The sequence below is a fragment of the Dongia mobilis genome, from assembly GCF_004363235.1.
GTDB classification, from domain to species: Bacteria; Pseudomonadota; Alphaproteobacteria; order Dongiales; family Dongiaceae; genus Dongia; species Dongia mobilis.
In genome coordinates, this window is sequence record NZ_SNYW01000013.1 from 129,360 (window position 1) to 141,536 (window position 12,177).

Consider the following 12,177-nt stretch of genomic DNA (forward strand, 5'->3'; position numbering starts at 1 on the left):
TCATCGCCACCCCATGTCCGATTTCATTCACCCTGCCGCCCTGCTGATTGCCATCGCCGCGGACGCGATCCTGGGTGAGCCCGGCTGGCTCTATCGCCGGATCGCCCATCCCGTCGTCGCCATCGGCGCCGTGATCGGCTGGGCCGACCGACGCTTCAACCGGCCGAGTGCCACACCCGGCCGGCAACGCCTCAACGGGTCGATCCTCGCTTTCCTGCTGGTAGCCGGTGCTTTCGTCCTTGGCTGGCTGCTGCAGGCCCTGTTGCTGGCCCTGCCCTGGGGGCCGCTCTGGCTGGGCCTCACCATGTCGACGCTGATCGCGCAACGCAGCCTCTATGTCCATGTGGCAGATGTCGCCTCGGCGCTGGAACTGTCCGGCGTCGAGGGCGGGCGCATTGCGGTGGCGCGAATCGTCGGGCGCGACCCCGAGCGGCTGGACGAGGCGGGGGTGTCCCGCGCCGCCATCGAAAGCCTCGCCGAGAATTTTTCGGACGGCGTCGTGGCGCCGGTCTTCTGGGGCCTCGTTCTGGGCCTGCCCGGCCTGCTTGCCTACAAGGCGCTCAACACGGCCGACAGCATGATCGGCCACAAAACGCCACGGCACCAGCATTTCGGTTGGGCCGCGGCCCGGGCCGATGACTGGGCCAACCTGCCGGCTTCGCGTATCTCTGCGCTGCTGCTGGTTCTGGCAGCCCTTGTCCAGCGCGGCGCCGCCGCCAGCGCTGCCATGCGGGCCGTTTGGCGCGATGCGCGGCGGCACAAATCACCCAATGCCGGCTGGCCGGAAGCGGCCCTGGCCGGCGCCCTCGGTTTCGCCATTGCGGGGCCCCGCATCTATCACGGCCAGCTCCGCCCGGACCCCTGGATGAATGACGGTGGCCGCTGGCAATTGCGGGCGGCCGACATCCGGACTGGATTGGCCCTTTATCTTCGCGCCTGCATCATTCTGGCCATTCCGGTGGCGGTTTGCGCGGCAATTGCCTGATTTAAGTCAGGAAACATGCCCTTCCCCTTTAATTCCGCGCCAATTCATGTCAGCCTGCATGTCAGCAAGCGGGGAGAGATGCTGGCGCCATGAATACCAAGAAGCCTACCATAACTGAGGAAGATGCCCTCCAGTTCCATGTAACGGGCCGGCCCGGCAAGATCGAGATCATCGCCTCGAAGCCGCTCACCACCCAGCGCGACCTCTCCCTCGCTTATTCACCCGGCGTCGCCTATCCCTGCCTCCACATCGCCAAGGACCCCAACACCGCATATGACTATACCGCCAAGGGCAATCTGGTGGCGGTCATCTCGAACGGCACGGCGGTCCTCGGCCTCGGCGATCTCGGCGCCCTCGCCTCCAAGCCCGTGATGGAGGGCAAGGCGGTGCTTTTCAAGCGCTTCGCCGACATCGATTCCATCGACCTCGAGGTCGACACCAAGGACGTCACCGAATTCGTCAACAGCGTGCGCTATCTCGGCCCTTCGTTCGGCGGCATCAACCTTGAGGACATCAAGGCGCCGGAATGCTTCATCATCGAGCAGCAATTGCGCGAGCTGATGGACATCCCGGTCTTCCACGATGACCAGCACGGCACCGCCATCATCGCGGCGGCCGGCCTCCTCAATGCGCTGCACCTGACGGGCCGCGATCTCAAGGACGTGAAGCTGGTGGTGAACGGCGCCGGTGCTGCCTCGATCGCCTGCGTCGAACTGGTAAAGGCGATGGGGATGCCGCATGACAATGCGATCCTCTGCGACACCAAGGGCGTCATCTACCAGGGCCGCACCGAAGGCATGAACCAGTGGAAATCGGCCCATGCGGTCAAGACCAAGGCGCGCAGCCTGGAAGAGGCGATGGAAGGTGCCGACGTGTTCTTCGGCCTGTCCGTCAAGGGCGCCGTCACCCAGGCGATGGTGAAGTCGATGGCCGAGAAGCCGATCATCTTCGCCATGGCGAATCCGGATCCCGAGATCACGCCGGAGGAGGTGGCCGCGGTGCGCTCGGATGCCATCGTCGCCACAGGCCGCAGCGATTACGCGAACCAGGTCAACAACGTCCTCGGCTTTCCCTATATCTTCCGCGGCGCCCTCGACGTGCGCGCCTCCACCATCAACGACCAGATGAAGATCGCGGCGGCCCATGCCATCGCCGAACTGGCCCGCCAGGATGTGCCGGACGAGGTCGACGCCGCCTATTCCGGCCGGCGCCTGCGGTTCGGCCCGGAATACATCATCCCGGTGCCGTTCGACCCCAGGCTCATCACCTATGTACCGCCGGCGGTCGCCAAGGCGGCGATGGATAGCGGCGTGGCGCGCAAGCCGATCATCGACATGGAGGCCTATGTGGCCTCGCTGGCCGGGCGCCTCGATCCTGCCGCCGGTTCGCTGCAGCTCATCTTCGAGCGCGTGCGCCACAACCCGAAGCGCGTCGTCTTCGCCGAGGGCGAGGAGGAAAAGGTGATCCGCGCCGCCATCGCCTTCCGCGCCGCCGGCTATGGCACGCCGGTCCTGGTGGGCCGGCCCGAGCGCATCGCCGAGACCATCAGGGCGCAGGGGCTGCACGATGCCCAGGGCCTGGAGATCGTCAATGCGGCGACGACGCCGCACCGCCAGCATTATCACGACATGCTCTATGAGCGCCTGCAGCGCCGCGGCATCCTTTCCCGCGACGTGCAGCGCATGGTGAACCAGGACCGCAACGTCTTCGCCGCCTGCATGGTGGCGGCCGGCCATGCCGACGCCATGGTCACCGGGGTGACGCGCAGCTTCAATGTCTGCCTCGAGGATGTCACCAAGGTCATCGACGTGCGGCCGGGCCAGACCCTGATGGGGCTTTCGATCCTGGTGGCAGGCGGGCGTACCGTGCTGCTGGCCGACACCCATGTGCATGAACTGCCCTCGGCCGAGCAATTGGCGGATTTCGCTGTGCAATCCGCCAATATTGCCCGGCAATTGGGACATGAGCCGCGCGTCGCCTTCCTCTCCTTCTCGAATTTCGGCAATCCGCCGCGCGAAAAGGCGGTACGCATCCGCGAGGCGGTCCTGGTGATGGACCAGCGCCGGGTCGATTTCGAATATGACGGCGAGATGCAGTCGAACGTGGCCTTGAATTACGGCCTGATGAAGGAGCTCTATCCCTTCTGCCGCCTCAATGGCCCCGCCAATATCCTGATCATGCCGGCGCTGCATTCGGCCAATATCGTTGCCAATCTGATGCAGGAAATGGGCGGTACGTCCTTCGGGCCGATCCTGGTCGGCCTGTCGAAGCCGGCCCAGATCGTGCAGACCGGCGCCACCGTGAACGAGATCGTCACCGCCGCCGCCTTCGCCGCCCTGGCGACGACGCCGCTCAGCACCCGCTGAGCGGCGTCAGATCGCGCCCTGGGGTATGCCGGTCATGCGCTCCACCAGGCGATGGCGGATCTGCAGGCAGGCCTGGATGGTGGGACCGATGCCGATTGCCGCGACCAGGGTGCCGAGGCCGACCGTGCCGCCGAGAAACCAGCCGATGACCAGCGCACAGACCTCGACGATGGTGCGGGCGAAGCGGATCGAGAAGCCGAATTTGCGGTTGAGGCCCACCATGACCCCGTCGCGCGGGCCGGTGCCAAGCCGGGCCGGCAGATAGAGGGCACTGCCCACTCCCATCAGCAGGATGCCGAGGAGAAGGAAGACCCAGCGCAGCAAGAGGTCGTCGATCGGCGGCAGGATCAGGAGGAAAAGATCGGCCGAGGGGCCGATGACCAGCGCGTTGAGCACGGTGCCGATGCCGGGCTTCATGCGCAAGGGAATCCAGAGCAGCAGCACGCCCACCGAGGTGACGACGCCCGCCATGCCGATGGTGATGCCGAGGCGGAAACCGAGGCCCTGGTGAAACACGTCCCAGGGCGACAGGCCGAGTTCCGCGCGCACCTGCAACGCCACGGCGAGGCCCCAGATAACGAAGCCGAGCAGCAGGGGGAACAGGCGCTTCAGGAAAAAGGCGGACATGGATGGCGGAACCCCGGGGGTTTCGCCCTGCTTTAGGGGAGGTGCCGTCGCCTGGCAACAGCCGCCCGACGCAGCCCAGCCATGCGGGATGCAATGTCTCGCGACAATGATTGGGAAACGGACGATACCGAAACGGGCCGGCCCTTAGCCGGTTTCCAGTTCGCTGTCCCAGTAAAGAAAATCCCGCCAACTCTGGTGGAGGTAGTTTGGCGGGAAGGAGCGACCGTTTTCCTGGAGTTCGAACGTCGTTGGCTGCGCTGGCCGCCGCCTGGGAAACATGCCGACCTGATGCGGCAGTTTGCTGCCCTTGCGCAGGTTGCAGTTCTGGCAGGCGGCGACGACATTCTCCCAGGAGGTGCGCCCGCCGCGGGCCCGCGGCACGACGTGATCGAAGGTGAGATCGTGCGCCGCCGAGGTCCGGCCGCAATACTGGCAGCGGAAGCGGTCGCGCAGGAAGACGTTGAACCGGGTGAAGGCCGGGCGCCGCTCTTGCGGCACGTATTCCTTGAGCGAGATGACCGAGGGCAGCCGCATCGCATGGCTGGGGCTGTGCACCACTTCGTCATATTCGGAGAGGATGTTGACGCGGTCGAGGAAGACCGCCTTGACCGCTTCCTGCCAGGGCCACAGGGACAGCGGGAAGTAACTCAACGGCCGGAAATCGGCGTTGAGCACCAGAGCAGGACATGCCTCAGGCGAGGCCAACATCATGCCATCTCCCGTGCCGCGTCAGCTGTGGATAACCACAGTGGATGCCCTAGGAATAACCGGGCGCGGCGCAAAACTCAAGATGTAGCGGTTGGCGGCCTTCCTCTTTCACCATCTTGTCATGGCCGGCGCATCGCGCCCCTCAGAGGTGGTGGTGGTGATGCCGGCAAAGGGCCTGGTGCAGGATCGAAGCGCCCAGTTCCAGCCCGCGCTGGTCGATGGAATGCGGCAGGCCCGGCCGGCCTTCCGCGAACACCTTTACCCCGGCTGCGTTGAGCGCCGCCTCGGCCTCGCCCATGGCGGCAAAGGGCAGCACCTCATCAGCCATGCCGTGGACCAGCAGCACGGGGGGCTTCGACTGCAATTCGCCGGCCAGCAATTCGGGCGCGACCAGCATGCCGGAATAGCCGACAATGGCGGCCGCCGGATTGGCGCGGCGCAGGCCGACATGAAGCGCCATCATGGTGCCCTGGCTGAAACCGACCAAAGCGAGATCGGCATCGCTGAGGCCGCGCGCCGCCAACTGTTCGTCGAGATAGGCATCGAGGATGGGGGCCGCAATGCGCGCGCCGGCCAGGCGCGTTTCGGCATTGCGTTCTTCCAGCCCGAACCATTGATAGCCGCCGAACGGATTGATCTCGCAGGGGAAGGGGGCGTTGGGCGACAGGAATTCGGCTTCCGGCACCGCCGGTGCCAGATAGGGCGCGAGGCTGATGAGATCGTCGCCGTTCGAGCCATAGCCGTGCAGGAACACGACCAATTGCTGCGGCTTCTCGCCATTGAGCGGCGGATGGCTGGGGCCGTCGAGCTTGATCGACTGGTCGGTCATGGCAGGGCTGCTTTCCGGTTGGGGGGTGGGGGCTCCCTCTTATCAGCCCGGCCGCGCCCCGTGAAGGCCCCCGGCTGTCGGCCTGCGGATGAAATCCATGAAGATCATCTCCATGCCCCAGCCCTCCCTGTCCACATGAAGCGGCAGCAGGACATTCTCGACATGGATGAAGTCCTTGTGCGGGCCGACATATTTTGGCCGTAGCAGGACTGGCTTCTGCTCGCGATCCGACAGGGTCATGGCCCGCCAGACCGCACTCTCGGGATCGTTGTAGAGCGGATCCTGCGAGAACCATTCGCCGGTATAGTCCCGGCGCAGATACTGGCGGACACGGCTGCCGACCAGGCGCCAGCGGAAATCGAGGTTTTCGCGCCTGACATCGAACAGCATCATGTTGGGAACGAGGCGCGGCACATCGATCAGCGGGTCGATGTCGCCCCTGGCTGGCATTTGGCGACCGCGCCGGCAACTGTCCCAATAGCGGAACCCGGCAATGATCAGGGGCGAATGCATGTCCAGCGCCGCCATGCTGCGGGCAAGGGCATCCGGATCGTCGGCATCAAATGACAGGATCTGATGCATGGCACCTCATATCGAAGCCGGCGCCTCCGCAGCGCGCGCGATCCAAGATTAGTGCCTCTTGCTGATGAATTCGAGGAACATCATCTGCATGCTCCAGCCGGGATTGTCGACGCTCAGCGGCAGCAGGATGTTCTCGACATAGATAAAGTCCTTGTTCGGCCCGACATAGGTCGGCCGCTGCAGCATCGGCCGGCCGCTTTCCGCCACCGCGCAATGCCGCGGCCAGATATTGCTGCTGGCACTGTAATTGGGAAATTCCGAGAACCAATGGCCGACATAGTCGCGGGCGAGATTGCGACGCACCGCGCTGCCGATGAGACGAAAGCGGAAATCCAACGGGTCGTGCCGCACGTCGATCAGGATGATGTGCGGGACCAGGCGGGGAATATCGATCAGCGGGTCGAGATCGCCGCGCGCGGGAAATTGGCGCCCCTTGCGGCGGCTGTCCCAGTACTGGAAGCCGCCTACCAGGATGCTCGACTGCATGCCAAGCGCGGACATGGCACGGGCAAGACCCTGCGGGTCATCCGGATCGAATTGAACGGCTTGGGTCACCTCGTCCCCCCGAACGAGTCCCCCGATCCTGGCGCCATTCTACTGCGGCGGTTCAGGGCAAAGGGATATATTCCGTCTCTCCTGCTATTCTGACTCCGAACTGGTCGCGTTGCCAATCCGCCTTGGCCTGTTCGATGCGATCCTGGCGCGAGGACACGAAATTCCAGAAGATGTGCCGTGGTCCATCCATGGTGGCGCCGCCCAGAACCGCGAGGCGGGTGGGTGTTTCGGCGGTAAGCGTGATCTCGGCACCCTTGCCGAAGGCGAGCAGCCGGCCCGGCGCGAAACTCTCGCCACCCACCGATACCTGGCCCTCGATCAGATAGGCGGCCCGTTCGTCATAGGTGCAGTCGAGCTGGAAGCGGGCGCCGGCAGCAAGAGTCACGTCGCCAAAAAAGGTCTCCCACAATGTCGCGACCGGGGATTCCAGCCCCTGGATCCGACCCGCGAGTACCTTCAAGCGTACACCCTCGGCATCGCCTTCGGGCATGACCTCGCCGCCGTAATGCTGGAAGGCGGGTGCCGTCTCCTCATGCTCCTTCGGCAGCGCCACCCAGCTCTGCAGGCCATAGAGTTCCTGCGGATGCTGGCGGGATTCAGGGCTGGAACGCTCCGAATGCACGATGCCGCGTCCGGCCGTCATCCAGTTGACGGCACCTGGCTCGATTGATTGCCGATAGCCGAGGCTGTCCCGGTGCACGATCGATCCCTTGAGAAGGTAGGTGACGGTCGCCAGGCCGATATGCGGATGCGGCCGCACATCCATGCCGCTGCCCGCCTTCAGGATCACCGGGCCGAACTGGTCGAGGAAGACGAAGGGGCCCACCATCCGCCGTTCCGCCACCGGCAGCACGCGCATGACGCTGAAATCGCCGATATCGCGCAACCGCGGCACGATCACGTTTTCGATCAGCTTGGGATTCGTCATCCTGGCCTACTTCTTTATGGCCAGTCTATCTTCCAAGTTTTACTGCCTCGAGTCTACGCCGCTGAAACTGTTTTCTGAAAGTTCTATAGGCGCTGACCATCGTGTCGCAGAATTAAGGCAGGCACACACGGACCCTTCGATCGGACAAGTTTGTTCGTACGGAGCCCTGATCAATGAAGAATTGCCGTACCGTTCGTCAGGTAGCGCCCAAGAGGACAAGGACAACGACGCCGATCAGAAGTGCAGCTGGCACCACAATCGGTGGTACGAACCAGCGCATCATGGTTCCGCCTGGTCAGCAGCTGACATCTTTCCGGCTCGATCAAGAGCGTTCTCGGCCCGATCAATCATCAATACCCGGTCAAGCTGACGCGGATCGGAGAGAGAGATGACTGGCATGTCGGGTTGCGGCGGGTCAGTCATCTTTTGCATGACAACGCCAACCCGGCGATAGGCCGGAAATGACACGCCCTGCAGCAATTCCTCATCGATCTCGACGCGGTAGGTACCAGCCGGAAAAGGATCGGCAACACCCTCCAGCAGAAAGGGCTGGGCGAAAGTCACGTGCGAGACCGACGTGCGCCGTATGTCACCGGACAGCGGGAGAGAAAACTGCGGAGCCTTGGTCATGAAAAACTCCTCTAAGGGGCGTGGCGGAGATGGGGAAGGGTGCGGGACACGTGGCCACGACCCTTCCCCGCCGCCGGTGAGGCGCCTACTTGTCCGATTTCTCGGCCGGAGCGGATTCCTTGGCGGGTACTGTCGGCTCGGCCTGTGGCACGGCCACGGGCACGGCGGCTGCTTTGTCATTTGCCGGAAGCGGCGACGTTTTCATATTTCCATTGCCTGACATAACTAAACTCCTTCCAAAAATATTCTTGCGATCGTTATTCTTGTTAGCTTTACAGAAATGGCTATAAATAAATGATTTGCCAAGTTTATATTTATCCACATTCATAATATATAACTTGACGATTATATTGTATCATTACAGTGACCGTGCCCAAGACTGTTCCGCTGGAACGCCTAGAGAATGGGCCTACTTATCAAACCGATGTATCGTCACCATATCCTTCGAATGCTTCACAACAGAATCGACGAAGCGCATTGCTTCACCGAGTTTAAAATTCGCTGCTGCCTTCGTTGCAACAAGAGCTTTGAGAGCGCCTGGGCTGGTGAGCGCATATGTCGTTCCTGCAAGAGCAAATCGGCGTGGCGCCAAGGGCGTCCTTCACAGATCACCGGCCACAGACGGATATCGACAAAAACTCTTGTTTGACAATGTTAGTCGGGATGAGCGCCAGCCGGCTGAAAGATGGGGGAGAGCAATGATTCGCCACGGACGGCCTAGAATGAATTTGGGCGATTTGAATGCCTTTGGGATTTCCTAATCAGAGTCGTAGCTTTGATGCGCGGCGACTCTGCGTGCGCTTCTGGGCACATGATGAATCGCTGGAAATCCCCTTCTTTATCGGGGCAGAGTCATTGTGCCACATGAATCCACGGGCAAAGTGTGATGAAACCGATCTGTTGGACACATTTGACCGGAATCGCCATCGGATCGAGTGGGCAGCCGCCCGCATCTACCAGCGAAACCGCCGTGGCTCCTATATGCTTTTCGCCACGGATCTCGACTGAATGCCCAAGCCCAAGCGTCCAGTGCAATTAAGCGCGGAACATACTAGGCATTTTAGGAACCTACTATGAGTAAAGGCCAAAAGCACAGCAGCCGTGAACACAAGAAACCCAAGCAAAACAAGCCAAAGACACTGCCGATCGGCACCAAAGGTTCCAACACGACCAAACCCGACGCCGCCAGCGGTGTAAAGAACAAGTCGGGTTATATTTTTCGGTCTGGCCGATGTGCCCACATTGGCGCCTACACATGAAACCCCTGATGCCTCACCTGCGGCACGGCGTCGCTGCGGCCGCCTGGCGGCTGGCGGATTGCTGCAACCGGGCGCAGCATTTTTTCCATTGGCGGCACTTGGAACCAAGACCGATCACGGTTGTTGCCACCCTACCGCCGATACGAGCCAACGGTACGCTGCACCTGCGAGAGGAGGGCAAGATGGACCGGCACCATGGACTGATCTATTCGCCCGAAGCTGCGTTTCGTCTGGGCTATGACCAGGGCGACGAGCGCCGCCGTGGTACGGCCTCCGGCAAGGCCGCGGCGGGGATTGCGCAGCCGCGATCGGATGTCGAGGGCTTCGAGGAAGAGTGGGAGCGCGGCTATCGCGCCGGATTGCGCGGCGAGCCGGCCCCGACAACGCTGACCTGAGGGCCAGCGTGACCCGACTGATCGCCGTTCTGCGGCGATGGACCTGACCTCAGGACGAAAGCGGGCCAGAAAGCGGTCCGGGCGCTGCAGTTGCGGTGACCGCCGCCTTGCGCTTGCCGCCACGCGCCGGCTTGGCCTTTGCCGCCAGTCGGCTGGCAAGTTCTGCGTCGATCAGCGGCGTCAGCGTCGCCGCCTGCTTTTTCTGCGCCTCACTGCCCGTCAGGCTCAAGCGAGCCGCGTTCTCGCGCAGATTGGCGAGGGCCTTGTCATCGAGGCCCGGAATCATGTCGGCAACAGCCATGACGTTTCTCCCGAATAGAACTTGCTGGAAACGAAACCGCCGCCCGCGCATGGGCGCGGGCGGCGGAAATCAGTGCAGTCCGAAGACCGCTCAGGCGGCCTTCAGGGCCACCGCGCTCTGCTTGCCCGAACGCTGGTCGCGCTCGACCTCGTAGGAGATCTTCTGACCTTCGACGAGGGAGTTCAGCTCAGACGCTTCGACGGCAGTGGCGTGCACGAACACGTCGGCGCCACCGTCCTGCGGTTGGATGAAGCCGTAACCCTTGGTGGAATTGAACCATTTCACTGTGCCAATAGACATTTTCAGACTCCTGATTGGCGTGAGACCGCGGGAACATCCTGCGGTCTATCGAGGTCTGAAAGGCAAGGCATCAATAGGCTGGTCGCCGTTGGACAGGCGTAGACGTAGAGAGCGAGGCAAGACAGTTCGACAGCCTGAACATGGGGGTGACAGCGCGCGATTACTAGGGGACCATGACCGGAACATCACGAATATCTTGCCTTTCCTCCGGGTCAGTCGCGATGAACACACACTGCGCGCCGTCGCTTTGGCTGAAACTTCCCTACACGCTCTTCATGGCCGTGCTGGTGCCGATCTATTGGCGCGATTACGGGCCGACGAATTTCCTCTATTTCTGCGATGTCGCCCTGTTCCTCGCCCTGATCTCGCTCTGGTCCGGCCAAATGCTGTGGGCCTCGGCCGCGGCGATCGGCATCCTGCTGCCGCAGGCCATCTGGATGGCGGACTTCCTGGGCAGCGCCATCGGCCTGCCGGTGACCGGCATGACCCTCTACATGTTTGACGCAGGCATTCCCCTCTTCACGCGATTCCTCTCCTTCTTCCATTTCTGGCTGCCGCTGTTCATCCTTTATCTGCTGTGGCGGCACGGCTATGACCGGCGGGCGATCTGGCTGTGGTGGCCGCTTGCCACCATCCTGCTTCTCATCTGCTATTGGATTTCGCCACCACCACCGGCGCCCGCCGACAATCCGGGCCTGCCCGTCAACATCAACTATGTCTACGGCCTCGGCGATGCGGCGCCGCAGGACTGGCTGCCGCCCGATCTCTATTTCGCGCTGCTGCTGGTGGCCATGCCGCTTTTCGTCTTCTGGCCGACCCATTGGGTGCTGAAGCGCCTTCTGGCCGTTCCAGCACTGCACCCGCCGCCGCAGGGCCTCAGTTGAATCCGGCGCGGCGCATGCCCTCTTCCCAGTGCAGGCGATCCTTCTCGCTGGCGAAGGGGTTGCGCGCCAGTTCGCTAGCGAGATCCCAATCCGCACGCGCCTTGCGCAGCCGGCCGAGCGCTTCCTGTGCCAGCGCATTGTCACCTATATAGGCATAGGCAGCCGCCAGCAGAAGCTGGATATCGGGCACATAGCCGGCATCGAAGCATTTCTTGCGCATCGCCGTGATCTCGGCGATCGTTTCCTTGTATTCACGCCTGTTGAAATGGGCCCAGGCCCGGATCCAGCGATACCAGTCGGGAACGCGCACGGCTCGATCCAGAAGCTCGAAGGCGCGGTCGCTGTTGCCAGCATAGACATAGGCCTCGGCCATCTCGACCAGCAGGTCATTGCGCCGGTCCAGCTTGTCGGTCTGCCGGTCGAACAAGGCGAGCGCGTGCTCGTAAGCCCGATAGGCTTCCTCGCCCCGTCCCAGATTGAGAAGAACGAATGCCAAATCCCAATGATTGGCATAGTCGCCCGCATCAAGGCTGATGGCTGTCCGGGCATGTCCTTCCGCCTCTTCCAGCAACTGCTTGGCCCTTTTCCGGTCGCGTTCATGCCCACCTACCACGATCTGCGCCAGGCAATAGGCGATATGGCCCCAGGCCCGGGCAAAATCCGGCGACAGGCTGGTGGCCGCGCGAAACTTGGCGAGGGCCGCATCGAGGTCCTTGCGGTCGATGACCGAGAAAAGCTGCTGGCCTTCGAGATAGAGAACGAAGGCTTCATCCGACGTATTCTTCAGCGACATTGCCGTTCCCCCCTTTTCCTGCCTCTGCCACGGAC

Annotated in this window: 16 protein-coding genes; 5 read left to right on the forward strand and 11 right to left on the reverse strand. The window is 62.6% G+C overall.

The window, feature by feature from the left end; genetic code table 11:
- The first annotated feature begins 13 nt into the window (after positions 1-13).
- Both cbiB and A8950_RS17665 read left to right on the forward strand, forming a co-directional pair.
- Positions 14-985, forward strand: a complete 972-nt coding sequence (gene cbiB, locus A8950_RS17660) for an adenosylcobinamide-phosphate synthase CbiB (protein ID WP_133615003.1) — start codon at positions 14-16, stop codon at positions 983-985.
- Positions 986-1,074: 89 nt separating this feature from the next.
- Positions 1,075-3,351, forward strand: a complete 2,277-nt coding sequence (locus tag A8950_RS17665) for an NADP-dependent malic enzyme (RefSeq protein WP_133615004.1) — start codon at positions 1,075-1,077, stop codon at positions 3,349-3,351.
- Between the two features lie 6 nt (positions 3,352-3,357).
- Here A8950_RS17665 and yczE read toward each other — a convergent pair whose 3' ends face one another.
- The 8 genes from yczE to A8950_RS17705 form a co-directional block, all read right to left on the reverse strand.
- Positions 3,358-3,978, reverse strand: coding sequence for a membrane protein YczE (gene yczE, locus A8950_RS17670; protein ID WP_133615005.1), 621 nt, complete (start codon positions 3,976-3,978; stop codon positions 3,358-3,360).
- Between the two features lie 144 nt (positions 3,979-4,122).
- Positions 4,123-4,686, reverse strand: a complete 564-nt coding sequence (locus tag A8950_RS17675; RefSeq protein ID WP_133615106.1) for an HNH endonuclease — start codon at positions 4,684-4,686, stop codon at positions 4,123-4,125.
- Between the two features lie 142 nt (positions 4,687-4,828).
- On the reverse strand, positions 4,829-5,515 hold the full coding sequence (locus tag A8950_RS17680) for an alpha/beta hydrolase (protein ID WP_133615006.1): 687 nt from the start codon (positions 5,513-5,515) through the stop codon (positions 4,829-4,831).
- Between the two features lie 42 nt (positions 5,516-5,557).
- Positions 5,558-6,097, reverse strand: coding sequence for a PAS domain-containing protein (locus A8950_RS17685; protein WP_133615007.1), 540 nt, complete (start codon positions 6,095-6,097; stop codon positions 5,558-5,560).
- A gap of 48 nt (positions 6,098-6,145) precedes the next feature.
- Positions 6,146-6,652 carry a PAS domain-containing protein gene (locus tag A8950_RS17690; RefSeq protein WP_133615008.1) on the reverse strand — a complete coding sequence of 169 codons (507 nt, stop codon included), beginning with the start codon at positions 6,650-6,652 and terminating at the stop codon, positions 6,146-6,148.
- A 52-nt stretch (positions 6,653-6,704) separates the two neighbouring features.
- A complete protein-coding gene (locus A8950_RS17695) occupies positions 6,705-7,580 on the reverse strand; it encodes a pirin family protein (protein ID WP_133615009.1) in 876 nt (291 codons plus the stop codon).
- Between the two features lie 279 nt (positions 7,581-7,859).
- Entirely contained in the window at positions 7,860-8,210 is a 351-nt protein-coding gene (locus tag A8950_RS17700) for a hypothetical protein (protein WP_133615010.1), read from the reverse strand.
- Between the two features lie 85 nt (positions 8,211-8,295).
- The gene (locus A8950_RS17705) at positions 8,296-8,538 is read right to left on the reverse strand and encodes a hypothetical protein (RefSeq protein ID WP_133615011.1); all 243 of its coding nucleotides are present in this window, start codon (positions 8,536-8,538) and stop codon (positions 8,296-8,298) included.
- A gap of 413 nt (positions 8,539-8,951) precedes the next feature.
- Between A8950_RS17705 and A8950_RS20035 the strand changes: the two genes are divergently transcribed.
- Positions 8,952-9,218, forward strand: coding sequence for a DUF1488 family protein (locus A8950_RS20035; protein WP_133615012.1), 267 nt, complete (start codon positions 8,952-8,954; stop codon positions 9,216-9,218).
- Positions 9,219-9,651: 433 nt separating this feature from the next.
- Positions 9,652-9,864 (forward strand): hypothetical protein, encoded by a 213-nt coding sequence (locus A8950_RS17720; RefSeq protein WP_133615014.1) that lies wholly within the window; start codon positions 9,652-9,654, stop codon positions 9,862-9,864.
- 49 nt (positions 9,865-9,913) lie between these two features.
- Here the strand turns inward: A8950_RS17720 and A8950_RS17725 are convergent, their stop codons facing one another.
- On the reverse strand, positions 9,914-10,165 hold the full coding sequence (locus tag A8950_RS17725) for a hypothetical protein (protein WP_133615015.1): 252 nt from the start codon (positions 10,163-10,165) through the stop codon (positions 9,914-9,916).
- A 90-nt stretch (positions 10,166-10,255) separates the two neighbouring features.
- Entirely contained in the window at positions 10,256-10,465 is a 210-nt protein-coding gene (locus A8950_RS17730; RefSeq protein ID WP_133615016.1) for a cold-shock protein, read from the reverse strand.
- A 221-nt stretch (positions 10,466-10,686) separates the two neighbouring features.
- Between A8950_RS17730 and A8950_RS17735 the strand changes: the two genes are divergently transcribed.
- Positions 10,687-11,349 (forward strand): hypothetical protein, encoded by a 663-nt coding sequence (locus A8950_RS17735; protein WP_133615017.1) that lies wholly within the window; start codon positions 10,687-10,689, stop codon positions 11,347-11,349.
- On the opposite strand, the gene A8950_RS17740 is transcribed toward A8950_RS17735, so the two are convergent.
- Positions 11,342-12,142 (reverse strand): tetratricopeptide repeat protein, encoded by an 801-nt coding sequence (locus A8950_RS17740; RefSeq protein WP_133615018.1) that lies wholly within the window; start codon positions 12,140-12,142, stop codon positions 11,342-11,344. The genes A8950_RS17735 and A8950_RS17740 overlap by 8 nt on opposite strands.
- Between the last annotated feature and the right edge of the window lie 35 nt (positions 12,143-12,177).

What these genes read in the sequence shown, in the direction of transcription:
- A8950_RS17705 (WP_133615011.1), bottom strand. Translation starts at nt 8,538, where the DNA reads ATGAATGTGGATAAATATAAACTTGGCAAATCATTTATTTATAGCCAT.
- A8950_RS17675 (WP_133615106.1), bottom strand. Translation starts at nt 4,686, where the DNA reads ATGTTGGCCTCGCCTGAGGCATGTCCTGCTCTGGTGCTCAACGCCGAT.
- A8950_RS20035 (WP_133615012.1), top strand. Translation starts at nt 8,952, where the DNA reads ATGCCTTTGGGATTTCCTAATCAGAGTCGTAGCTTTGATGCGCGGCGA.
- A8950_RS17740 (WP_133615018.1), bottom strand. Translation starts at nt 12,142, where the DNA reads ATGTCGCTGAAGAATACGTCGGATGAAGCCTTCGTTCTCTATCTCGAA.
- A8950_RS17695 (WP_133615009.1), bottom strand. Translation starts at nt 7,580, where the DNA reads ATGACGAATCCCAAGCTGATCGAAAACGTGATCGTGCCGCGGTTGCGC.
- A8950_RS17665 (WP_133615004.1), top strand. Translation starts at nt 1,075, where the DNA reads ATGAATACCAAGAAGCCTACCATAACTGAGGAAGATGCCCTCCAGTTC.
- A8950_RS17735 (WP_133615017.1), top strand. Translation starts at nt 10,687, where the DNA reads ATGAACACACACTGCGCGCCGTCGCTTTGGCTGAAACTTCCCTACACG.
- cbiB (WP_133615003.1), top strand. Translation starts at nt 14, where the DNA reads ATGTCCGATTTCATTCACCCTGCCGCCCTGCTGATTGCCATCGCCGCG.
- yczE (WP_133615005.1), bottom strand. Translation starts at nt 3,978, where the DNA reads ATGTCCGCCTTTTTCCTGAAGCGCCTGTTCCCCCTGCTGCTCGGCTTC.
- A8950_RS17685 (WP_133615007.1), bottom strand. Translation starts at nt 6,097, where the DNA reads ATGCATCAGATCCTGTCATTTGATGCCGACGATCCGGATGCCCTTGCC.
- A8950_RS17680 (WP_133615006.1), bottom strand. Translation starts at nt 5,515, where the DNA reads ATGACCGACCAGTCGATCAAGCTCGACGGCCCCAGCCATCCGCCGCTC.
- A8950_RS17720 (WP_133615014.1), top strand. Translation starts at nt 9,652, where the DNA reads ATGGACCGGCACCATGGACTGATCTATTCGCCCGAAGCTGCGTTTCGT.
- A8950_RS17725 (WP_133615015.1), bottom strand. Translation starts at nt 10,165, where the DNA reads ATGGCTGTTGCCGACATGATTCCGGGCCTCGATGACAAGGCCCTCGCC.
- A8950_RS17700 (WP_133615010.1), bottom strand. Translation starts at nt 8,210, where the DNA reads ATGACCAAGGCTCCGCAGTTTTCTCTCCCGCTGTCCGGTGACATACGG.
- A8950_RS17730 (WP_133615016.1), bottom strand. Translation starts at nt 10,465, where the DNA reads ATGTCTATTGGCACAGTGAAATGGTTCAATTCCACCAAGGGTTACGGC.